Below are 21,400 nucleotides of genomic sequence, written 5' to 3'. Positions count from 1 at the left end.
GGGTACCGCGCTCACGCACCCGTCCACCCTCGACGACGAGGAGTCGCCTTGCGCCTCGGCATCCACACCGGCTACTGGTCCGCCGGTCCTCCCGAGGGCGTCGCGGAGGCGGTCGTCGCGGCCGACCGGCTCGGTGTCGACTCGGTCTGGACCGCAGAGGCCTACGGGTCCGACGCCTTCTCGCCCCTCGCCTGGTGGGGGTCGCGCACGTCGCGGATCCGCCTCGGCACGGCTGTCGCGCAGGTCTCCGCGCGCACGCCCACCGCGACCGCCATGGCCGCTCTGACGATGGACCACCTCTCCGGCGGGCGCTTCGTGCTCGGGCTCGGGGTGTCCGGCCCGCAGGTCGTCGAGGGCTGGTACGGCCAGCCCTACGCCCGCCCTCTCGCCCGGACGCGCGAGTACGTCGACGTCGTGCGACAGGTCCTCGCGCGCGAGGCGCCCGTGACGAGCGCCGGCCCGCACTACCCCCTGCCGCTGCCGGACGGCGCAGGCACGGGACTCGGCAAGGCGCTGCGGTCCACCGTCCACCCGCTGCGCGCCGACCTCCCGATCCACCTCGCCGCGGAAGGGCCGAAGAACATCGCGCTCGCCGCGGAGATCGCCGATGGCTGGCTCCCGCTGTTCTACTCGCCGCGCATGGACGACGCGTTCCGCGAGCTGCTCGCGGACGGCTTCGCCCGTCGCGCGCCGGAGCGCTCCGCCGTCTCCGACTTCGAGGTGAGCGCCACGGTCCCCGTGGTCGTCGACGAGCACGTCGAGCGCGCGGCGGACAAGGTCCGCCCGTTCCTCGCGCTGTACGTCGGCGGCATGGGCGCCAAGGGGGCGAACTTCCACCGCGACGCGCTCGACCGCCTCGGCTACTCCGCCGCGTGCGACGAGATCCAGGCCCATTACCTCGCGGGCCGCAAGGACCTCGCCGCGGCGGCCGTGCCGACCGAGATGGTCGAGGACGTCGCCCTCGTCGGCCCGTCCCGGAAGATCGCCCAGGACCTGCGTGCCTGGCAGGACACCGCCGTCACGACCCTGCTCGTGCAGGGCGACGCGACGGCGGTCACCACGCTCGCCGGGATGCTCGGCACGGCCCCCTCGCCGACGGCCACCACCGGCTGACGCCCGGCTGCGACGCCCGAGTCGCTGCCGGCCCGCTCAGTCCTGCTCGGGGAACCACACGGCACGGCGCAGGTCCACGCGCGTCCCGTCCCGCACGAGCGGGCAGCCCTCGGCGCGCAGCTCGGTCAGGGCCGCGTCCCGGTGGTGGGCCGGGGGTGCGCCCGCCGCGTTGACGACGCGCCACCACGGGACGGGCACGCCGTCGTCGTCCACGCCCGAGGAGCCCGCGAGGACCTGGCCCACCTGACGCGGCCCGCCCCGGTGCAGGGACTCCGCGACGACCTCGGCCACCAGGCCGTAGGTCATCGCGCGGGCGGCGGGGATCTGCCGGACGAGCGCGAGCACCGCCGAGGCGTACTCCTCGGCAGGTCCGCTCATCGGGAGGTCGGGACGCCGCCGGCCCGGACGTCGCGCCGGGCGCCGGCCCGTACGAGCCCCACGACGACGGAGCGGGGCTGCGGACGGACCTGCTGGGGACGCTGCTGCGGCCGGTACGGGCCCGGGTCGTGGGCTGGGTGCGGCATGCGGCGGTCTCCGGGGTCGTCGGCTCGGGCGTGGGCCCATCGTGCCACGACGCCGGTGGCCTGCGACGGGCGCCTCAGCCGGGTGATTCTCCTGGCGCCGCGAGGCACGGACGGCGAGGATCGTGCCATGAGCCACCAGCACGCAGGCACGGGCGGTACCTCCGACGCCGGCGCGGGGCGCCTGCCCGAGGGCTACGCGCCGACCGACCTGGCACCCGACGACCTGCGCGCGGTCCTCGAGCTCGACAGCACGGTCTTCCCCTCCGCGCTCGAGGTGGACGAGATCCTCGACCGCCCGCTCTCGCTGACCTGGTCACGGGTGCGCGGCGTCGTGCACGAGCGCCCCGACCCGGCCGCCGAGCCCGCCGACGGGGCGGTGCCCGTCCTGCGCGAGCTCGTCGCGCTGCGCGCGTCCTACCCGTTCTCGCGGTTCCCCGTCCCGGGCGGCACGGCACCCGTCGCCGGGCTGACGTGGGTCGCCGTGCACCCGGGCCACCGTCGTCGCGGCCTGCTCACGGCGATGGTCGACGAGCACCTCGCCCGCTGCCGCGAGCGCGGCGAGCCGCTGTCGGCGCTCTTCGCCGCCGAGGCGGCGATCTACGGGCGGTTCGGCTACGGCCGGGCGGCCGACGACCTGCGCCTGACGATCCCCCGCGGGGCCGCGCTGCGCGACGTCCCGGGTGCCGAGCGGCACACGGTCCGGATCGAGCGCGCCGACCGTGCCCGCCACGCCGAGCTCGTCGCGCGGCTGCACGAGCGCGCGGGCGCGGACCCGACCGGGCTCGGGACCGTCAACCGGCCCGGCTGGGCGACGCGCGAGACGCCCGAGCTCCAGGCGGTGCTCTGGGACGACGCAAAGGTGTTCCGCAAGGACCGCGAGCCCACGCGCATCGCGATCGTCGAGCTCGACGGCGAGCCGCGCGGCTACGCGCGCTTCCACCGCACGCTGTCCTGGGAGCCCTCCGGGCCGCGCGGCCCGGTCCGCACGGGCGAGGTCGTCGCGCTCGACGCGGCCGCCGCGCGGGCCCTGTGGGGCGTGCTCACGGACCTCGACCTCACGCACGAGGTCGTCCCGTTCGTCCTCCCCGTGGACGACGTCGTCACGCACCTCCTCGTGGACCCGCGGTCCGCGTCCCCGCGGGTCGCGGACAACCTGTGGGTGCGGGTCGTGGACGTGGCGGGCGCGCTCGCCGCACGCCGGTACGCGAGCGACGTGGACGTCGTCGTGCACCTGACCGACGACCGGCTCGCGGACAACGCGGGGCACTGGCGGGTGCGCGCCGACGCGTTCGGACCGGCGCAGGCGGCCCGGACCGACGACGCGGCCGACCTGTCCCTCGACGTGCGCGAGCTCGGCGCCGCCTACCTCGGTGGCGTGACGCTCGCGGAGCTGGCGGCGGCAGGGCTCGTCGCCGAGCACACGCCGGGCGCGCTCGCGCGGACGAGCGCAGCGTTCTCGTGGCCCGTGGCGCCGGTGTGCAGCTGGGTGTTCTGAGACGTCCCGCGGCGCCGCCGACCTCGCCCCCTCCCGCTCAGCCCTGGCAGGACGGGCAGCGGTAGAGGCTGCGGCCCGAGAGCTCCGAGCGGAGCACCGTCGCGCCGCAGACGCGGCACGGCAGCCCGTCCCGGTGGTAGACGTAGAAGGCCTCGTCGGCAGGGACGGCGTCCGGCGCGCCGTCGGTGTTCTGCCGCACGCGAGCCCGGCCGCGACCGGCCGCCGGAGGGTCCGCGCCGTCGCGGGGCGACGTCTGCCGGGCGTCTCGGTCCTCGGGGCGCGTCGTGACGATCGCCCCGGTGCGCGTCCCGTCCCTCATGAGCACGACGAGGTCGTCCCACAGGTCGTGCAGGACCTCCGCGGGGACGTCGCGCCCCGGGCGCAGCGGGTCGAGCCGGGCCCTGAACAGGGACTCGGCGCGGTAGATGTTCCCGACGCCGGCGACGACGTCCTGGTTCATGAGGAGCAGCCCGACCGGGCTGCGCGAGCGTCGCACCCCCGTGACGAACGCCTCGCGCGGGTCCGGGTCGCCCGGTGCGGGCTCGCGGATGGGGTCGGGCCCGAGGCGCGCCTCGACCGCGCGCTTCTCGTCGGCCGTCACGACCTCGCAGGCCGTCGGGCCGGTGAGGTCCGCGACGGCGTGCTCGCCCACGAACCGCACGCGCACCGCGCCGCGTGGCGGCGGTGGTGACCACGCGTCGTCGGGCCGCGGGACGGGACCGCCGCCCGGTTCCGCTGCCGGGACGGTCTCCCGCTCGCCGACACGACGGCGGGGCGCACCGATCGCGTGCACGACGGCGGCGCTCCCGTCCCCCGCGAACGTCCACGCCCCGTACAGGCCCAGGTGCACGCGCAGCCAGCGGCTGGGCACGTCGGACGTGCCCGACGGCGCCGCGAAGCCGAGGAAGAGCTGCTTGCCCCACGCCTCGCTCGCCACGAGCACCTGGCCGTCGAGGAGCGCCGCACCGGCGGCGAAGCGTCCCTGCGGGCTGGTCGCCGCGAGCCGCTGCCCACGGAAGAGCTCGGCGAACGCTCGCGCGAGCCGGTGGACGGTGTGCCCCTCCGGCACCTCAGGCGGTCGTGCCGCGCGACGCCTCGTACGCGGCGAGCTGGTCGATGCGGCGCTGGTGGCGCGGGTCCTGGCTGAAGGGCTCGGCGAGGAACGCGTCGACGAGAGCCACGGCCTCGTCGACCGGGTGCTGGCGGGCGCCGACCGCGACGACGTTCGCGTCGTTGTGCTGACGGCCCAGCCGCGCGGTCTCGAGGTTCCACGCGAGCGCGGCGCGCACGCCGGTGACCTTGTTCGCGGCGATCTGCTCGCCGTTGCCGGAACCCCCGATGACGACGCCGAGCGAGCCCGGCTCGGCGACGACGGCCTCGCCCGCCGCGAAGCAGAACGACGGGTAGTCGTCGAGGGCGTCGTACTCGTGGGCCCCGTGGTCCACGACGTCGTGGCCCGCGGCCCCGAGGTGCTCGACGAGGTGGACCTTGAGCTCGTACCCCGCGTGGTCGGAGGCGATGTGAACGCGCATGCGCCCATCATGCCGCAGCGGGCCACCGGGCCGTCGGGGGGAGGCCGTAGCCTGAGACGCATGACACAGACCTCCTCCTCGACCACTCCTGGGTCCCTGTCCGCAGCCACGCCGGCGGAGCGGGGCTCCGGCATCGACCTCTCGGCCCTCGACCAGGCCGTCCGCCCCCAGGACGACCTGTACCGGCACGTGAACGGGCGGTGGCTCGCGACCCACGAGATCCCCGCCGACCGGGCGATGGACGGCGCGTTCCGTGCGCTGCACGACCAGGCCGAGGTGCACGTGCGCGAGATCATCACGGACCTCGGGGAGGCGGTGGCCTCGGGTGCCGCCGACGTCGGCCCGGACGCCGCGAAGGTCGGCGCGCTGTACGCGAGCTTCATGGACACGGAGCGCATCGAGGCGCTCGGCACGACGCCGCTCCAGGCCGACCTCGCGCTCGTCGCGGCGGCCACGACCCAGGCCGAGCTGACCGGTGCCCTCGGTGCGCTGCAGCGCACCGGCGGAGCGGGCGCCCTCGGGTTCTGGGTCGACAACGACGCGAAGGACCCCGAGCGCTACGTCGCGTACCTCTACCAGTCCGGACTGGGCCTGCCCGACGAGGCGTACTACCGCGAGGACCAGTACGCGCCCGTGCGCGAGAAGTACGTCCCGCACGTGACGCGGATGCTCGGCCTCGCGGGCGTCACGTCGGAGATCTGGGGCGCCACGCCCGAGGACGCGGCGCAGCGCGTCCTCGCGCTCGAGACGAAGCTCGCCGCGAAGCACTGGGACGTCGTGCGCGACCGCGACGCGGACCTCACGTACAACCCCCGGACGCTCGTCGCGCTGGCCGACGAGGCTCCCGGCTTCGACTGGCGCGCCTGGGTCCTCGCGCTCGGTGCGCCGGAGGGGTCGCTCGACGACGTCGTGGTGCGCGAGCCCGACTTCGCGACCGGCTTCGCCGCGCTGTGGGACTCCGAGCCGCTCGAGGACTGGAAGCTGTGGATGGTCTACCACCTGGTGACCGCCCGGGCGCCGTACCTCGCGGACGAGGTCGTCGAGGCGAACTTCGACTTCTACGGCCGGACGCTGTCCGGCGCGCAGGAGGTGCGGGAGCGCTGGAAGCGCGGCGTGTCGGTCGTCGAGGGCGCGCTCGGCGAGGCCGTGGGCGCGCAGTACGTCGCCCGGCACTTCCCGCCGGCGCACAAGGCACGCATGGAGGAGCTCGTCGCGTACCTCGTCGCGGCGTACCGCGAGTCGATCCAGGGGCTCGACTGGATGACCGGGGACACCAGGACCAAGGCCCTCGCCAAGCTCGAGGCCTTCACGCCCAAGATCGGGTACCCGGTGAAGTGGCGCGACTACTCGGCGCTCGTCGTCGAGCCGGACGACCTCGTGGGCAACGTCCGGCGCGCGCACGCGTTCGAGCAGGACCGCGAGCTCGGCAAGATCGGCAGGCCGCTCGACCGTGACGAGTGGTTCATGACGCCGCAGACGGTCAACGCGTACTACAACCCGGGGATGAACGAGATCGTCTTCCCGGCCGCGATCCTGCAGCCCCCGTTCTTCGACCCCGACGCCGACGACGCGGTGAACTACGGCGGCATCGGCGCCGTGATCGGCCACGAGATCGGGCACGGGTTCGACGACCAGGGCTCCAAGTACGACGGCGCAGGCCGCCTCGAGGACTGGTGGACACCTACCGACCGCGACGAGTTCGAGAAGCGCACCAAGGCGCTCATCGACCAGTACGACGCCTACCGCCCCGAGCAGCTCGACGCGGACGGCCCGCACGTCAACGGCGCGCTGACGATCGGCGAGAACATCGGCGACCTCGGTGGGCTCTCGATCGCGCTGAAGGCGTACCGGATCGCGCTCGGCCGGCCGCTGTCCGAGGCACCGGTCGTCGACGGCCTGACGGGCATCGAGCGCGTGTTCCTCGGCTGGGCCCAGGTGTGGCAGTCGAAGGGCCGCGACGAGGAGGTCGTGCGCCGCATCGCGACCGACCCGCACTCGCCCAACGAGTTCCGGTGCAACGGCGTGGTGCGCAACGTCGACGAGTTCTACGAGGCGTACGACGTGCAGCCCGGGGACGCGCTCTACCTCGCTCCGGAGGACCGCGTGCGCATCTGGTGACCGGCCGGCCGTGACGCCGGGGTGGTGCCGGGTCCGACGGGACCCGGCACCACCCCGTGGTCGTCGGCGCGCCGGCTCGTCAGAGCGAGCGGATGCCCGCCTTGGCGACCGTGAACCCCTTGCCCGTGGCCTCGTCACGGCAGGTCACACCCGTGTTCTCGCTGTCGCACGTGTACCCGCCCACGGTCTTCGACTGGCCGTACGGCAGCACCTCGACGCCGTCCGCGGCGGGCTGCGGCTGCTCCGCGGCCGGCACGCACGGCTGGTTGACCCCGGCGTCGTCGAGGACCACGCGGTATCCCACGGTGCCCTCGCACCCGGAGACCGGCGCGGGCTGCGTCGCGAGCTCGGCGATCGAGCACGTGACGCCCACGTCCGTCATCTCGCACGCGATGTTGCGGGTCTCGGACGCGAACGCCGCGGTCTCCGTCGGCGCCTGGGTCGTGGGCTCGGCGCCCTGGGTGGTGCCCGCGGACGGCGCGGCGCCCGGGTCGGCCGGGTCGTCCGCGCCGCCACCGCCGCCGAGGAGCGAGATCGCGAACACGACCGCGCCGATGACGAGCAGGACGTCGACGACGATGAAGGCGATCCAGCCGGGGCTCAGCCGGCCGGACGATCCGCGACCGCTGCCGCCGCGACCGCCGGCGCGGCCCGCGGGGGGCGGGGAGACCGGGCCGCCACCGGAGGACGCGCCGCGCGCCGGGGACGTCGGGGCGGCTGCCGATGACGGCGGGTGGTACGCCGGCTGGGTGGCCGGTGCGGCCGCCGCCGGGGTGCCCGGAGCCCCGCCGAGGCTCGGCGCCTGGGCGGGCGACGGCGCGTACGCCGGGGGCGGCGCGTAGCCCGGCGGTGGTGCGTAGGCCGCGGACTGCGTCGGGACGGCCGCGAAGCCGGCCTGGTCGGTCGCGTACCGCACCCGCTGCGGGGGGACCGCGGTGGCCGACGCCGGAGACGGGGCCGGGACCGCCGCTTGGACGACGGTGGCGGGTCCGTCGGTGTACGCGGGCTCGTGGGAGCGCTGCGCCGGCGCGGCGGAGGGCGCGAAGGTCGGCGGGGCACCGGCCGACCACGCGGTCGTGCTGTCGACCTGCGTGTCCGCACGGCGGGCAGCCGGCGTTCCCCGGACGCCGCCCGGGGGCGGCGGCGGGGGCGGCACGGGTGCGTTCGGGGACATGCTCGACTCCTTGCGGACTCCTCGTCGGACCCGCCCGGCCGTCGCCGGGCGATGCGCGGGCCCGGTGTCGGCAGGGCCCGCAACCGATGAAGCATGGCACGACGTCCCGCCGCCGGTCGAACCTCGACGGATGCTGGGAGCGCGTCCGGTCGCGCCCTCGACGACCGGCCGGCCGCGCCCTCGGCAGGAGGGCGCGGCGCCTCGGTCAGTCGAAGACGGGACCCTGCGTGCGCGTCCGCTTGATCTCGAAGAAGCCCGGCGTGCCGGCGACGAGGACGCAGCCGTCCCACAGCCGACCTGCGGCTTCGCCCTTCGGCGCCGGGGTGACGACCGGACCGAAGAACGCGGTGTCGCCGAACGCGACGACGGGCGTGCCGACCTCTTCCCCGACGCGGCCGATGCCCTCGGCGTGCGACGCCCGGAGCTGCTCGTCGTAGGCGTCGCTCGTCGCGGCGTCGGCGAGGGACGCGGGCAGGCCGACCTCGGCCAGCGCCTCGGCGATCACGGCGTCGTGGTCGTCCCGACCGCCGGGGTGCAGGCGCGTGCCGATCGCGTCGTAGAGCGGCTTGACGACCTCGTCGCCGTGCTCGACGCGCGCCGCGGTGACGACGCGGACCGGTCCCCAGGCCCTGTCCATGAGCTCGCGGTACGTCGGGGGCAGCTCGCGCCCCTCGTTGAGGACGGCCAGGCTCATGACGTGCCAGCGGACGGTCACGTCGCGCACCTGCTCCACCTCGCCCATCCAGCGGCTCGTCATCCACGCCCACGGGCACAGCGGGTCGAACCAGAAGTCGGCGACCTGCACACCGGCCCGCGGGTCGACGGGGTCGTGCGGTGCGGTGACGGGTGCGGTCGTGTCCGACGTCGCGGCAAGGGTCACGGGACTGGTCTCCTTCGTGGGTGGTCGCCCGGGGCGACCGGGATCGGCGAGCGCTCTCGGCATAACCCGACACCGGGCGACCGCAGAGTATTCCCACGGGGTGCGGGACCGGCCCGTGGGATGATCGTCCGTGGCTCACAGGCCGTGACCGAGACCCACCCAGACCGAGGAGTTGCAGTGCCCGGAGAGAACCTCACCCGCGCCGAGGCGAGCGAGCGCGCGGCGGTCGTCGACGTCCGCTCCTACGACGTGGCGCTGGACCTGACGACGGGCGCGACGACGTTCGCCTCGACGACCGTGGTCCGGTTCACCGCGACGGAGGGCGCGTCGACGTTCGTCGACCTCGTCGCCCCGTCGGTCCGCGAGGTCGTGCTCAACGGACGGGCGCTCGACCCGGCCGACGTGTTCGCGGACTCGCGGATCGCGCTCGACGGGCTCGCGGCGGACAACGAGCTGCGCGTCGTCGCGGACTGCGGCTACACCAACACGGGCGAGGGCCTGCACCGGTTCGTCGACCCCGTCGACGGCGAGGTGTACCTCTACACCCAGTTCGAGGTCCCGGACTCGCGCCGCGTGTTCGCCGTGTTCGAGCAGCCCGACCTCAAGGCGACCTTCGCGTTCACCGTCACCGCACCCGCGGCGTGGCAGGTCGTGAGCAACCAGCCGACGCCCGAGCCCGAGGCCCTCGGGGCGGTCGCCGACCCGACCGGCACGGGGGCTGGCGACGTCGCGGTCGCGCGCTGGGCCTTCGAGCCGACGCCGCGCATCTCCTCCTACATCACCGCACTCGTCGCAGGCCCGTACGTCGTGGAGCGCAGCGAGCTCACGTCGTCCGACGGCCGCACGATCCCGCTCGGCGTGTTCGCGCGCGCCTCGCTCGCCGAGCACCTCGACGCGGACTACGTCTTCGACAAGACCCGCGAGGGCTTCGCGTTCTTCGAGAAGGCGTTCGAGCACCCGTACCCGTTCGACAAGTACGACCAGCTCTTCGTGCCCGAGTACAACATGGGCGCGATGGAGAACGCGGGCTGCGTGACCTTCACGGAGACCTACGTCTTCCGCTCCAAGGTCACCGACGCCGTCAAGGAGCGTCGTGTCGTGACGATCCTGCACGAGCTCGCGCACATGTGGTTCGGCGACCTCGTGACCATGAGGTGGTGGAACGACCTGTGGCTCAACGAGTCGTTCGCGGAGTACGCGTCGACGCTCGCGACGGCCGAGGCCACGGAGTGGACCGAGGCCTGGACCACGTTCACGGCCATGGAGAAGTCCTGGGCCTACCGCCAGGACCAGCTGCCCTCGACGCACCCGATCGTCGCGACGATCAACGACCTCGAGGACGTGTTCGTCAACTTCGACGGCATCACGTACGCGAAGGGCGCGTCGGTGCTCAAGCAGCTCGTCGCGTGGGTCGGCCAGGAGCAGTTCCTCGCCGGTGTCGCGGCGTACTTCCGCAAGCACGCGTGGGGGAACACCGAGCTGCGCGACCTCCTCGTCGAGCTCGAGGCCACGAGCGGGCGCGACCTCACCGCCTGGTCGGCGAAGTGGCTCGAGACGGCCGGCGTCAACACGCTCCGCCCCGAGATCGAGCTCGACGCGCACGGGCGCATCGTGTCGTTCACGGTGCTCCAGTCGGCGACCGCCGACCACCCGACCCTGCGCCCCCACCGCCTGGGCATCGGCTTCTACGACCTGCAGGAGGTGGACGGCGGACGAGCACTCTCCCGCGTGCACCGCGTCGAGGTCGACGTCGACGACCCGCGCACCGAGGTGCCCGAGCTGCTCGGTCTCGACCGGCCGCAGCTCGTGCTGCTCAACGACGACGACCTCGCGTACGCGAAGATCCGGCTCGACCCCGCCTCGCTCGCCGTCGCGACCGAGCACCTCGCGGACATCGCCGACCCTCTGGCCCGCTCGCTCGTCTGGGGCTCCGCCTGGGACGCGACGCGCGACGGCGAGACGCCGGCGAGCGACTACGTGCGCCTCGTGCTCGGCAACATCGCGCGCGAGACCGAGTCGACGACGATCCGCACGACCCTCAACCAGCTCGCGCTCGCCGCGAAGACGTACGTCGCGCCCGAGCGACGCGCGGACACGCTCGTGGAGGTCGGCGACACCCTGTGGGAGCTCGCCGGTCAGGCGGACGCCGGCTCCGACCTGCAGTTCCAGCTCGTGAAGTTCTTCGCGCACCTCGCGTCGACACCGACCCATGGCGAGGCGCTGCGGGGGCTCCTCGACGGGACCGCCGCGCTCGACGGCCTGGAGATCGACACGGACCTGCGGTGGGAGATCCTCAAGGGCCTCGTGCTCCTCGACCTCGCGGACGACGCGGCGATCGAGGAGACCCTCGCGGACGACTCGACCGCCACGGGACAGCAGTCCGCGGCACGGGCCCGGGCCACCGTCCCGACGGCGGACGCCAAGCGCGCCGCGTTCGACCGGCTCGTCGCCACCGACGGCGCGCCGAACGCCATCGTGCGCGCCACGACGCAGGGCTTCCAGCACGTCAACGACCCGGCGTCGCTCGCTCCCCTCGTCGGCGCGTACTTCGACGCCCTGCTGCCCCTGTGGGACGAGCGGTCCTACCACATCGCCGAGGCGCTCGTCACGGGCCTGTACCCCGCGCCGCTCGCGACCGCGGCCCTGCGCGACGCGACGCAGGAGTGGCTCGACGCGAACGCGGAGGCCGCCCCCGCGCTGCGCCGCCTCGTCGTCGAGAACCTCGCGGGCGTCGAGCGCGCCCTGACCGCACAGGCCGCGGACGCCTGACCCGGTCCGCCGAGGGAGTACGGCAGTCGGCCGAGGGAGTACCGGGGTCGGGACCCCGGTACTCCCTCGGCCGACTGCCGTACTACCTCGGCTGGGGGTCGTTCATCGCCTTCGCGAGCGAGCGGAGACGCGCGTTGTCGAAGAGGTCCTCGAGCAGGACGACGTTTCCTGACGCGTCGCCGAGCGGGACCTTCCAGTTCGGGTACTCGGTGTTCGTGCCGGGCTGGTTCTGCGAGCGCCGCTCCCCGACCGCGTCGGCGAGCGAGACCCCGATCAGGGCAGCGGGGGTCTGCCGGACCAGCCGGTGCAGCGCCTCGACGAGCTCGCGCTCGGACGGGTCCTCGCCCACGAGCCCGCGCTCGCCCAGGAAGGCGAGCATGGCGTCGCGCTCCGCGCGGGCGGCACGGCGCACGTCCGCGACGGGCTCCGTGAGGACCCCGAGCCGGTCGCGCAGCTCGACGTGCTCGCCGGCGAGGTAGCCCGCCGTGGGCGGCAGGTCGTGGGTCGTGACGGTGGCGAGCGTGAGGGGCCGGTACTCCTCGGGCGGCAGCGGTGCGCCGTCCTCGGTGCGCTCGAACCACAGGACCGACGTGCCGAGGACGCCGCGCTCCGAGAGATAGTCCCGCACCCACGGCTCGAAGACACCGAGGTCCTCGCCGATGACGATCGCGCCCGCACGGTGCGCCTCGAGGCACAGGATGCCGACGAGGGCCTCGTGGTCGTAGCGGACGTAGGCCCCGGCGTCGGCACGGGCGCCGCCGGGGATCCACCACAGGCGGAACAGGCCGATGACGTGGTCGATGCGGATCGCGCCCGCGTGCCGCAGGACGGTGCGCAGCATGTCGCGGTACGGCGCGTACCCGGCGCGCGCGAGGGCGCGGGGGTGCCACGGCGGCTGGGACCAGTTCTGGCCCTGCTGGTTGTACATGTCCGGGGGCGCCCCGACCGAGACCCCGGTGGCGAGGACGGCGCGGTTGGCCCAGACGTCGGCGCCCTCGGGGTGCACGCCGACCGCGAGGTCGTGCATGATCCCGACGGTCATCCCCGCCTCGCGCGCGGTGCGCTGGGCGACGCGGAGCTGCTCGTCCGCGACCCACTGGAGCCAGCAGTAGAAGTCGACGCGGTCGGCGACGTGCTCGCGCAGCGCGGCGACCGTCGGGCTCGCGGGGTCCGTCGCCCCCGGCGGCCAGTCGCGGTCGCCGTAGTGGTCGACGAGGGCGCACCACGTCGCGAAGTCCTCGAGCCCTCGGCCCTGCTCGGCGCGGAACGCCTCGAACGACGCCTGTCGAGCCGTCGAGCGCGGGGCCGCGAACACGACCTCGAGCGCGGCCTTCTTCGCCTCCCAGGCGGCGTCCCGGTCGATCGGGCCGGGGTCGGTGCACAGCTCGCGCACCGGGTCGAAGGACCACTCGACGAGGGAGCGGTCCGCGGCCGAGAGGTACGCGGTCTCGCGGATGTCCTCGACGCGGAGGTACAGCGGGTTGACGAACCGCCGGCTCGTCGGCAGGTAGGGCGACGGCGTCATGGGCGTCCGCGGCTCGGCGGCGTGGAGCGGGTTGACGAGCACGAAGTCAGCGCCGGCCTCGCGCGCCGACAGCCAGGCGAGGTCCGCCAGGTCCGCGAGGTCGCCGACCCCCCACGACGCGCGGGACCGCACCGAGTAGAGCTGCGCCATGAAACCCCAGGAGGGACGGTCGACGAGGGCCTCGGGCAGCTCGAGGCGCCGCGGCGTGACGACGAGCGTCGCGCGCCCCTGCGTGCCCGCGCTCTCCGCGTGCAGGTCGTGCCATCCGAGCGGCAGGTCCGCCGGGACCTCGAACGTCGCGCGCCCGACGGGTCGTCCGTCGACCGTCCGCGGCTCGACGAAGACGTCGAGCTGGCTCAGGTCGCGCCGCTCCCGGACGCCGCGCGCGTGGGGCCGTGCGGGGCGCTGCTCGGCCTCGAGCTCGACCCACACCTCGACCGGCGCGCCGTCGGCCACGTGCACCGGGACGGGGACGGCCTCGCCCTGGCGCACGACGACCGTCGGCGGGAGCATCTGCCGCCACGCGTCGTCGCGGGAGTGCTCGAGGGACACCGCGACCTTCTCCGGCGACGAGGCCGGCACGCCCAGCGCCTCGAGGACGGCGACGAGCGTCGAGGCCCGTACCTGTCGTTCCGTGCCGTCGAAGCCCCAGAAGTCGGACGCCACGCCGTGGGCGTCGGCCAGCTGCACCAACGGCTCGGGCAGGTCCGTCTGAGAGGGTTCGCTCACGCACCGCATCCTGCCAGAACAGGGACGTCGGGGCAGGCCCTCGCCCCGGCGCGCCCAGGAGCGGCGGGTAGCCTGCCGCCCATGCTCCCCTCCTTCCTGACCGATTCCACGACCGATCCGGACGGCTTCGACGCGAGCAACCCCGACGACTGGCTGACGTGGTTCGTCGGCGTCCCGCTGCGCGTGATCCTCATCGTCGCGATCGGCTCGATCGCGCTCGCCCTTCTGCGCCGGGTGATCCGCCGCGTCACCGACCACATCGCCGACGGCACGCCGACCCTGCGCAGCGCTCGGCTCAAGGGCCTGGGCCAGACCGAGGTGGGCAGCGCGCTGCTGCGGGCGAACCCGCTCGCCAACGCGCGGCGCGCGGCGCGGGCCCGCACGATCGGGTCGGTGCTGCGGTCGGCCGCCAACATCATCATCGGCACCACGGTCGTCCTCATGGTCCTCGCCGAGCTGGGCCTCAACATCGGCCCGTTCCTCGCGTCCGCGGGCATCGCGGGCGTGGCGCTGGGCTTCGGCGCGCAGAGCCTCGTCAAGGACTTCCTGTCCGGGACGTTCATGCTGCTGGAGGACCAGTACGGCGTCGGTGACGTGGTCGACTTCGGCGAGGTGGTCGGCACGGTCGAGGAGGTGGCCCTGCGGGTCACGAAGGTGCGGGCGGGCGACGGCACGCTCTGGTACGTGCGCAACGGCGAGATCCTGCGGACGGGGAACCTCACGCAGGAGTGGGGCCGCGCCGTGGTCGAGGTCCGCGTCGCGTACTGGGCCGACGTCGCCCAGGTGCGCTCGGTCCTGCTGCAGGCGGCGGAGGGCGTGCGCGCGGACCCGGTCCTCGGCTCGTCCGTGATGGAGGCGCCCGAGGTGCTCGGCATCGAGGAGCTCACCGCCGAGGGGATGCTGCTGAAGGTCCAGATCAAGACCCGGGCCGCGCAGCAGTGGGAGGTCGGTCGTGCGCTGCGCGCGGCGGTCCGCGAGGCCCTGGAGGACGCGCGGATCCCGCTCGCGGGTGCGCAGCAGGTGGTCGTCCTCGACCACTCACCGGCGGAGCGGGACGACGACGGGTCGCGCCCCGCCGGGCGCTCGGCCGCGCGGGGTGCTGCCGCGGCGGCAGCCGTGCGGAGACCCGACGCCGCCGGCCCGGCCTGACGTCAGCGCAGGCCGTCGAGCTCCGCAGCCAGGTTGTCGGCCTCCGGGCCGACGATGACCTGCACGACGCGCCCCGAGCGGACCACGCCGAAGGCGCCCGTGGCCTTGAGCCGCGCCTCGTCGACCAGCTCGGGGTCCGTGACCTCGACCCGCAGTCGCGTGATGCAGGGCTCCAGGTCGACGACGTTCCCCTGGCCCCCGAGGGCGTCGAGGATCTGCTGGGCCTTCTGGTCCGAGGGGGTGCTCATCGAAGTCGTCTCCTGAGGCGAGTGCGGGAGGGGCCCGGACCGCGGATCCGGGGTGTCGGGGTGCCGTGCACCCTGGGGACAGCCTAGTCTCCTGGCACGGTTGTCACCGGATCGACGCCACGGTGAAACGGGGGCGCAACGCGCGTGTGCTCGCGTGGCGCGGAGGCGGACAGGAGCGAGCTCGTGGGATCCCAGGACGAGGTGCGGCAGGTCATCACCGGTATCGGCGTGTGCGCCGGGACGGTCGTCGGGCCCGTCGTGCTCATGCCGGAGCCGGTCGCCGAGCCCGCGCCCGGCCTGCGCCTGCCGCCCCGCGCGGACCACGAGGCGCAGGCCCGTCGCGTGGACGAGGCCGCACGTCAGGTCGTCGCCGACCTGGAGCGGGCGGCCGCGGCGGCGCAGGGCGAGAGCCACGACGTCCTCGAGGCGACGGCGGCGATGGCGGCCGACCCGACGCTCGCGGCGGACGCCCGCCGCCGCGTCCTCGACGACCACCTCGTCCCCGAGCGCGCCGTGTGGGAGGCGGCCGACGACGTCGCACGCCGCCTCACCGAGCTCGGCGGCTACTTCGCGGAGCGGGCCCGCGACGTCGCGGACGTCCGCGACCGCCTGGTCGCCGCGCTCACCGGCCGGCCCGCGCCCGGGGTCCCGGAGCACAGCGAGCCGTTCGTCCTCGTCGCCCCCGACCTCGCGCCGTCCGCGACCGCCGCGCTCGACCCCGCGCGCGTCCTCGCGATCGTCACCGACGGCGCCGGCCCGACGTCGCACACCGCCATCGTCGCCAACGCCATGGGCATCCCGGCGGTCGTCGCCGCCGTCGGCGCGAGCGCCGCGCTGGCGCCCGGCGACCTGGTCCTCGTCGACGGGTCCGCGGGGACCGTCGTCGTGCACCCGTCGCCCGAGCAGGTCGAGGCGGCACGCGCGCGGGCGCAGCACGCCCGCACCTTCGACGGCACGGGCCGCACGCGCGACGGGCACCGCGTCCAGCTCCTCGCGAACGTCGGCGACCCGGCGGGCGCGGCCCCGGCCGCCGCGGCGGGAGCCGAGGGCGTCGGGCTGTTCCGCTCCGAGTTCTGCTTCCTGGACCGTGACGAGCCGCCGACGGTCGCCGAGCAGGTCGAGGCCTACCGGGCCGTGCTGCGCGAGTTCCCCGGGCGCAAGGTCGTGGTCCGCACGCTCGACTCCGGAGCCGACAAGCCCCTGCACTTCCTCACCGTCGCCGACGAGGAGAACCCGGCGCTCGGCGTGCGCGGTCTGCGCACCGCGGCGCACTGGCCCGACCTGCTCGAGCAGCAGCTCGACGCGATCGCGCAGGCCGCCGCCGCCGAGGAGGCCGAGGTCTGGGTCATGGCGCCGATGGTCTCGACCGTCGGCGAGACCGAGTGGTTCGTCGAGCGGTGCCACGCGCACGGACTCGACGTCGCGGGCGTCATGGTCGAGGTGCCGAGCGCGGCGCTGCTCGCCGGCCCGATCCTCGCCCGGGCCGCGTTCGCCTCGATCGGCACGAACGACCTGACCCAGTACACGATGGCCGCGGACCGGCTGCTCGGGTCGCTCGCCGAGCTGTCCGACCCGTGGCAGCCGGCGGTGCTGCGCCTGGTCGCCGCGACGTGCGAGGGCGGCGCCCAGCAGGCACGTCCCGTGGGCGTGTGCGGCGAGGCCGCCTCGCACCCCGTGCTCGCGGTCGTGCTCGTCGGGCTCGGCGTGACCTCGCTCTCGATGACGGCCCGGGCGATCCCCGACGTCGCGGCGCTCCTGCGCGAGGTCGACCTCGACGAGTGCCGCCGCCTCGCGCGCCTCGCCCTGGACGCCGAGAGCGCGGCCGCCGCGCGCGCCGTCGTGCGGGAGAACCTGCCGCAGCTGGCCGGGCTCGGTCTGTGATCCTCGCCGCACGCCACCCCGCGGGCCAGGTCCGGCGCACCCGCGGTGCGAGGATGGGGTCGTGACCACGGAGCCCACCCCCCGCACGACGCTGCCGGTCGCCGGGATGACGAACGGTGCCGCACCCGCCGCCCCCACGTCGTCCCCGGCACGCCCGAGCCGCACGTTCTACGACGAGGTCGGCGGGCACGAGACGTTCGTCCGTCTCGTCGACGCGTTCTACGAGGGCGTCGCGCAGGACCCGGTGCTGCGGCCCATGTACCCCGAGGACGACCTCGGGCCGGCGCGCTGGCGTCTCACGGCGTTCCTCGAGCAGTACTGGGGCGGTCCCACGACGTACAGCGAGCAGCGCGGGCACCCGCGGCTGCGCATGCGGCACGGCGGCTTCAAGGTCAACCCCGACGCGCGCGACCGCTGGCTCACGCACATGCGCACCGCGGTCGGCTCGATCGGCCTCGCGCCGATCCAGGAGGCCACGCTGTGGGACTATCTGGAGCGCGCCGCGCACTCCCTCCTCAACACCTTCGACGACTGAGCGCACCGCAGCGCCGGCCACCGACGCCGAACCAAGGAGCCCGAGACCCGTGACCTCCGAGCACCCCGAGACCGACTCCGCGCCGTCGCCCGGCCCGACGTCCGACGCCGCCCCGGCCGAGCAGGTCCCCAACCCGCTGGGACACCTCCTCGAGGTCCTGCAGCTCGAGCGCGTCGGGGACGGCGACGGCTCCGCGGCCGACCCGGAACACTTCCGCGGGGTCAGCGTCCACCAGCCGACGGGGCGCGTGTACGGCGGCCAGGTGCTCGCGCAGGCGGTCCTCGCCGCGGGCCGGACCGTCCCGGAGGGTCGCCTCCCCCACTCGCTGCACGGGTACTTCCTGCGTCCGGGAGACCTCTCCGTGCCGATCGACCTCGCCGTCGAGCGGCTGCGCGACGGCCGCTCGTTCAGCGCGCGCCGCACGCACGCGATCCAGCACGGCAAGCCGATCCTGTCGATGATCGCGTCGTTCCAGGAGGAGCAGGGCGGGATCGAGCACTCGTCGTCGATGCCCGACGCGCCCGACCCGGAGACCGTGCCGTCGGCCCTCGACGTGCTCGGCGGGATCGACCACCCCATCGCGCGGTTCTGGTCGCACCACTCCGCGTTCGAGCTGCGCCACGTCGGCGGGTCGCTCTACCTCGGCCCCGACGGCGAGCCCAAGGACCACCAGATGGTGTGGATGCGGGCGCGCGGCGACGTCGGCGACGACCAGCTCCTGCACCGCGCGCTCATGGCCTACGCGTGCGACCAGGTGATGCTCGAGCCGATCCTGCGCGAGGCGGGCATCGCCTGGGTCACCCCGGGGATCTCGATCGCGAGCCTCGACCACGCGATGTGGTGGCACCGGGACGTGCGCGTCGACGACTGGCTGCTCTACGTGCAGTCGTCGTCGAGCGCGCAGGGCGGTCGCGGCCTCGGGGCCGCGCGCGTGTTCGCCCAGGACGGGACGCTCGTCGCGTCCATCGCGCAGGAGGGCATGGTCCGCCTCCCGGCGCTGTGAGCACCGGGAGACGGACCGTGGGACGTCCTCAGCGAGGCGTCAGCCGCACCTGACCGCCGTGTCGGCCGGCGGTGCGCCCGTCCCGATGAACCCGAACGACGTGCTCGCGCCCGCCGCGAGCGTGCCGTTCCAGCCGACGTTCGACGCGGTGAGCACTCCCCCGCTGACGCTCGTCGTCGCGTTCCACGCCTGGGACAGCCCGCCCGGCGCGAGGTCGAGCGCGACGGTCCACCCGGCGACGCCCGACGGTCCGGCCGTCACCGTGACCTCGCCCTGGTAGCCACCACCCCACGAACCGCGCGTCGCGTAGGCCGCGGTGCAGGCGCCCGGCTCGGGCCCGGCGTCGTCGTCCGTGGTCCCCGAGACCGCACCGGACGGCGCCGAGACGTTGCCCGCCGCGTCGCGCGCGCTCACCGTGTACGAGTACGACGTCCCGGGCTCCAGCCCTTCGTCCGTGAACGCCGTGACGCTGCCGCCGGTCGACCCGACGACCACGCCGTCACGCCGCACCGTGTACCCGTTCACGCGCGTGTCGTCCGTGGACGCCTCCCACGCGAGCGAGACCGTCGTGCCCGTCTGCCCCGTGACCTCGAGGCCCGTCGGGACGGTGGGCGCCTCGGTGTCCTCCACCGGCGGGACGTCCTCGCCGAACAGGCGGTCGTAGTCCGCGAGCGCCGTCGCGACCGCCGTCTGCGCCCAGAACCGGTGGTACCGGAACTGGGGCGCGGGACCGCCGTCGAGGTGCGCCTGGACCTTGTCCCAGTCGGGGTCGTCGAGGTAGAAGGAGCGGATGTCGAGGAACGAGACGCCCGGCTCGATCACGTCGCCGTTCGGCATCGTGCCGGACCAGCCCGCGGGGACGAACGTGCCGTTCCCGGTGGGAGAGGTCAGGACGTCGTCGAAGCGACCGAAGTCGCCGCGGGTCTCGTCGGTCGCGACACCGACCGGGTCGCTGTTCTGCTCCCAGATCGCGTCGAGCAGGTCGCGCGCCGTCTCCTGGGCGACGGTGTCGCCCGACCCGGCCGCGTAGTACATGAGCGTGCGGGCGAGCGCGCCGGCGACACCGACGTCCTGGCCGTAGCTCTTCACGCTCACGGACAGCCCGGAGTTGTCGCCGGGGTTCGCGGGGTCCCACGTGTCGGGCTTGCCGGTCCACGTGAGCTCGGACGGGATCTGCCACGAGTCGTCGGTGACCGTGATGTTGTCCACGACCCACGGCACCCAGCCGTCGAGGATGTCCTCGGCCCGCTCGTCGCCCGTCTCGTGGTAGAGCTGCGCGATGCGCTCCATGCCCCACCCCTGCATGCCCATCCACTGGTTCGACGGCGGGTCGTGGTAGACCGGCGCCTCCGTGTACGCCATGCCGTAGAACGTCGGTGTCCCGGCGGGCCGGGCCGCGTAGGCGCCGTCCCACGAGTTCGTGGCGCCGCCCGCGATGCCGCCCTCGGGGGCCTGGAGCCACTGGAACAGCTCGACCTGACGGTCGAGGCTCTTGCTCCAGTCGTCCGCGCCCGTCGGCGACGACGGCTCGAGCGCAGGGTCGTTCGCGAGGGCCCACGCCGCCATGGGGTTCTGGTACCCGAAGTGCGCGTGGCTCGAGCCGATGCGCCATGCCCACGGGCTCGCCGTGTCGAGCGCGCCGCCCCACGCGTAGTACCAGGACAGCAGGTAGTGGGCGCTGTCCTTGCCCGTGCCGGCGGCGCACGACATCGACGCGCAGCCCGGCGTCTTGAAGTACTTGTCGAACAGCGCGTAGCGCAGGTAGTCGCCCATCTTCGAGGCCTTGCCGACGGTCTCGGCGACGGCCTCGGGCTGGCCCTGCTCGGTCGCGAACTTGTTCGCCCAGTACGCGGCCTCGACGGCGCGCGCGTCGGCGTCCGGCGCGTTCGTGTACTTCCACTGCTTCGCGTACGACGCGTCACCGGTGAACAGGTCGAGGTAGCCGTTCTCGCCGCCGAAGCTGAAGTCGTCGATCGAGGGCTGCGGGATGGTCTCCCAGACCGACTCCTGCGGACCGCGCTGGAACGTGTTGATGTACGACGTGCCCTCGTGGTCGGGACCGAGGAGCGTCGACGAGCCGGGGGCGGCGCCGAAGCCGTACACGTTGTCGACGTCCGCGAGCCAGTGCATCCCGTAGATCTCGGGCGTCCCGTACGTCTGGCGCAGCTCGGCGCCGATGGGGTCCTTGCCCGTCGTGACGCCGGCCGTGATCTGCGACGGGTACGCGCTCGGGTGGTTGTGCTCGGCGGCGTAGGTGGCCGGGCTGTTCGGGCTGTACGCCGCGTTGGTCGGCTGGTTCTCCGTCGTGGGGATCATGTACTGCTCGAGCGTGTCCCACGCGTGGTTGAACGGCTCCCAGTCGCCCGTGACCTGCCCGTACGAGGTCTCGAGCCACAGCCAGAAGGAGTACGCCTCGGACGTCGTCTCGTGCCCGTAGTCGGGCGCCTCGACCATGAGGGTCTCGACCGCGTGGTACGGGATGCCCTGCGGCGAGAAGTAGCCGTTCGCCGGGTCGTGGATCTTGTCGTAGAGCTCGAGGAAGCGCTGCGTGTACTCGCCGTCGACGGCGACCGTGACGGCGGCCTGCGCCGCGGGGGCGGTCGGCCGGGCGCTCGCCGGCTGGACCGCGGCGAGCGCTGCGAGCGTGGCGCACGCGGTGAGCGCGGCGGCGACCGTGCGGCCGTGACGGCCCCGACGCCCGGGTCCGACCGGCCAGGCAGGCACA

Annotated in this window: 16 protein-coding genes; 8 read left to right on the top strand and 8 right to left on the bottom strand. The window is 74.4% G+C overall.

What is annotated here, in order from left to right:
* The first annotated feature begins 48 nt into the window (after positions 1–48).
* Positions 49–1,113, top strand: coding sequence for an LLM class F420-dependent oxidoreductase (locus NFS20_RS22065; RefSeq protein WP_251153920.1), 1,065 nt, complete (start codon positions 49–51; stop codon positions 1,111–1,113).
* Between the two features lie 36 nt (positions 1,114–1,149).
* On the opposite strand, the gene NFS20_RS22060 is transcribed toward NFS20_RS22065, so the two are convergent.
* The gene (locus NFS20_RS22060; RefSeq protein ID WP_251153919.1) at positions 1,150–1,491 is read right to left on the bottom strand and encodes an MGMT family protein; all 342 of its coding nucleotides are present in this window, start codon (positions 1,489–1,491) and stop codon (positions 1,150–1,152) included.
* Between the two features lie 273 nt (positions 1,492–1,764).
* On the opposite strand from NFS20_RS22060, the gene NFS20_RS22055 reads away from it, so the two are divergent.
* Positions 1,765–3,132: a GNAT family N-acetyltransferase gene (locus tag NFS20_RS22055; RefSeq protein ID WP_251153918.1), complete on the top strand. Its 1,368-nt coding sequence runs from the start codon at positions 1,765–1,767 to the stop codon at positions 3,130–3,132.
* Between the two features lie 37 nt (positions 3,133–3,169).
* Here the strand turns inward: NFS20_RS22055 and NFS20_RS22050 are convergent, their stop codons facing one another.
* Both NFS20_RS22050 and NFS20_RS22045 read right to left on the bottom strand, forming a co-directional pair.
* Positions 3,170–4,201, bottom strand: a complete 1,032-nt coding sequence (locus NFS20_RS22050) for an Fpg/Nei family DNA glycosylase (RefSeq protein WP_251153917.1) — start codon at positions 4,199–4,201, stop codon at positions 3,170–3,172.
* 1 nt (position 4,202) lies between these two features.
* Positions 4,203–4,664: a ribose-5-phosphate isomerase gene (locus NFS20_RS22045; RefSeq protein WP_251153916.1), complete on the bottom strand. Its 462-nt coding sequence runs from the start codon at positions 4,662–4,664 to the stop codon at positions 4,203–4,205.
* Positions 4,665–4,724: 60 nt separating this feature from the next.
* Here NFS20_RS22045 and NFS20_RS22040 point away from each other — a divergent pair, with 60 nt between their 5' ends.
* Positions 4,725–6,782: a M13 family metallopeptidase gene (locus tag NFS20_RS22040; protein ID WP_251153915.1), complete on the top strand. Its 2,058-nt coding sequence runs from the start codon at positions 4,725–4,727 to the stop codon at positions 6,780–6,782.
* Positions 6,783–6,861: 79 nt separating this feature from the next.
* Here NFS20_RS22040 and NFS20_RS22035 read toward each other — a convergent pair whose 3' ends face one another.
* On the bottom strand, positions 6,862–7,956 hold the full coding sequence (locus tag NFS20_RS22035) for a hypothetical protein (RefSeq protein WP_251153914.1): 1,095 nt from the start codon (positions 7,954–7,956) through the stop codon (positions 6,862–6,864).
* 205 nt (positions 7,957–8,161) lie between these two features.
* A complete protein-coding gene (locus NFS20_RS22030) occupies positions 8,162–8,761 on the bottom strand; it encodes a mycothiol-dependent nitroreductase Rv2466c family protein (protein ID WP_285821170.1) in 600 nt (199 codons plus the stop codon).
* A 252-nt stretch (positions 8,762–9,013) separates the two neighbouring features.
* Between NFS20_RS22030 and pepN the strand changes: the two genes are divergently transcribed.
* Positions 9,014–11,605 (top strand): aminopeptidase N, encoded by a 2,592-nt coding sequence (gene pepN / locus NFS20_RS22025; protein WP_251153913.1) that lies wholly within the window; start codon positions 9,014–9,016, stop codon positions 11,603–11,605.
* Between the two features lie 82 nt (positions 11,606–11,687).
* Here pepN and malQ read toward each other — a convergent pair whose 3' ends face one another.
* Positions 11,688–13,868, bottom strand: a complete 2,181-nt coding sequence (gene malQ, locus NFS20_RS22020) for a 4-alpha-glucanotransferase (protein ID WP_251153912.1) — start codon at positions 13,866–13,868, stop codon at positions 11,688–11,690.
* 72 nt (positions 13,869–13,940) lie between these two features.
* On the opposite strand from malQ, the gene NFS20_RS22015 reads away from it, so the two are divergent.
* Positions 13,941–15,008: a mechanosensitive ion channel family protein gene (locus tag NFS20_RS22015; RefSeq protein WP_251153911.1), complete on the top strand. Its 1,068-nt coding sequence runs from the start codon at positions 13,941–13,943 to the stop codon at positions 15,006–15,008.
* 2 nt (positions 15,009–15,010) lie between these two features.
* Here the strand turns inward: NFS20_RS22015 and NFS20_RS22215 are convergent, their stop codons facing one another.
* Entirely contained in the window at positions 15,011–15,451 is a 441-nt protein-coding gene (locus NFS20_RS22215; protein ID WP_285821169.1) for a PTS sugar transporter subunit IIB, read from the bottom strand.
* Between NFS20_RS22215 and ptsP the strand changes: the two genes are divergently transcribed.
* The 3 genes from ptsP (at position 15,440) to NFS20_RS21995 (ending at position 18,675) form a co-directional block, all read left to right on the top strand.
* Positions 15,440–17,137 (top strand): phosphoenolpyruvate--protein phosphotransferase, encoded by a 1,698-nt coding sequence (gene ptsP, locus NFS20_RS22005; RefSeq protein ID WP_285821167.1) that lies wholly within the window; start codon positions 15,440–15,442, stop codon positions 17,135–17,137. The two genes, NFS20_RS22215 and ptsP, sit on opposite strands and share 12 nt — an antisense overlap.
* 106 nt (positions 17,138–17,243) lie before the next feature.
* Positions 17,244–17,672: a globin gene (locus NFS20_RS22000; RefSeq protein WP_251153927.1), complete on the top strand. Its 429-nt coding sequence runs from the start codon at positions 17,244–17,246 to the stop codon at positions 17,670–17,672.
* Positions 17,673–17,721: 49 nt separating this feature from the next.
* Positions 17,722–18,675, top strand: coding sequence for an acyl-CoA thioesterase (locus NFS20_RS21995; RefSeq protein WP_463105738.1), 954 nt, complete (start codon positions 17,722–17,724; stop codon positions 18,673–18,675).
* 39 nt (positions 18,676–18,714) lie between these two features.
* Here the strand turns inward: NFS20_RS21995 and NFS20_RS21990 are convergent, their stop codons facing one another.
* Positions 18,715–21,399 (bottom strand): glycoside hydrolase family 48 protein, encoded by a 2,685-nt coding sequence (locus NFS20_RS21990; RefSeq protein WP_251153909.1) that lies wholly within the window; start codon positions 21,397–21,399, stop codon positions 18,715–18,717.
* Between the last annotated feature and the right edge of the window lies 1 nt (position 21,400).

Origin of the sequence: Cellulosimicrobium sp. Marseille-Q4280, assembly GCF_943181405.1 — a bacterium.
Classification (GTDB): domain Bacteria; phylum Actinomycetota; class Actinomycetes; order Actinomycetales; family Cellulomonadaceae; genus Cellulosimicrobium.
The sequence above is the reverse complement of the archived record's forward strand: the minus strand, read 5'-3'. Positions and strand labels throughout refer to the sequence as shown.

Excerpts from the sequence above, each read along its gene's own strand:
- NFS20_RS22060 (WP_251153919.1), bottom strand. The coding sequence starts at position 1,491 with ATGAGCGGACCTGCCGAGGAGTACGCCTCGGCGGTGCTCGCGCTCGTC.
- NFS20_RS22055 (WP_251153918.1), top strand. The coding sequence starts at position 1,765 with ATGAGCCACCAGCACGCAGGCACGGGCGGTACCTCCGACGCCGGCGCG.
- NFS20_RS22045 (WP_251153916.1), bottom strand. The coding sequence starts at position 4,664 with ATGCGCGTTCACATCGCCTCCGACCACGCGGGGTACGAGCTCAAGGTC.
- NFS20_RS22040 (WP_251153915.1), top strand. The coding sequence starts at position 4,725 with ATGACACAGACCTCCTCCTCGACCACTCCTGGGTCCCTGTCCGCAGCC.
- NFS20_RS22035 (WP_251153914.1), bottom strand. The coding sequence starts at position 7,956 with ATGTCCCCGAACGCACCCGTGCCGCCCCCGCCGCCGCCCCCGGGCGGC.
- malQ (WP_251153912.1), bottom strand. The coding sequence starts at position 13,868 with ATGCGGTGCGTGAGCGAACCCTCTCAGACGGACCTGCCCGAGCCGTTG.
- NFS20_RS22015 (WP_251153911.1), top strand. The coding sequence starts at position 13,941 with ATGCTCCCCTCCTTCCTGACCGATTCCACGACCGATCCGGACGGCTTC.
- NFS20_RS22000 (WP_251153927.1), top strand. The coding sequence starts at position 17,244 with ATGACGAACGGTGCCGCACCCGCCGCCCCCACGTCGTCCCCGGCACGC.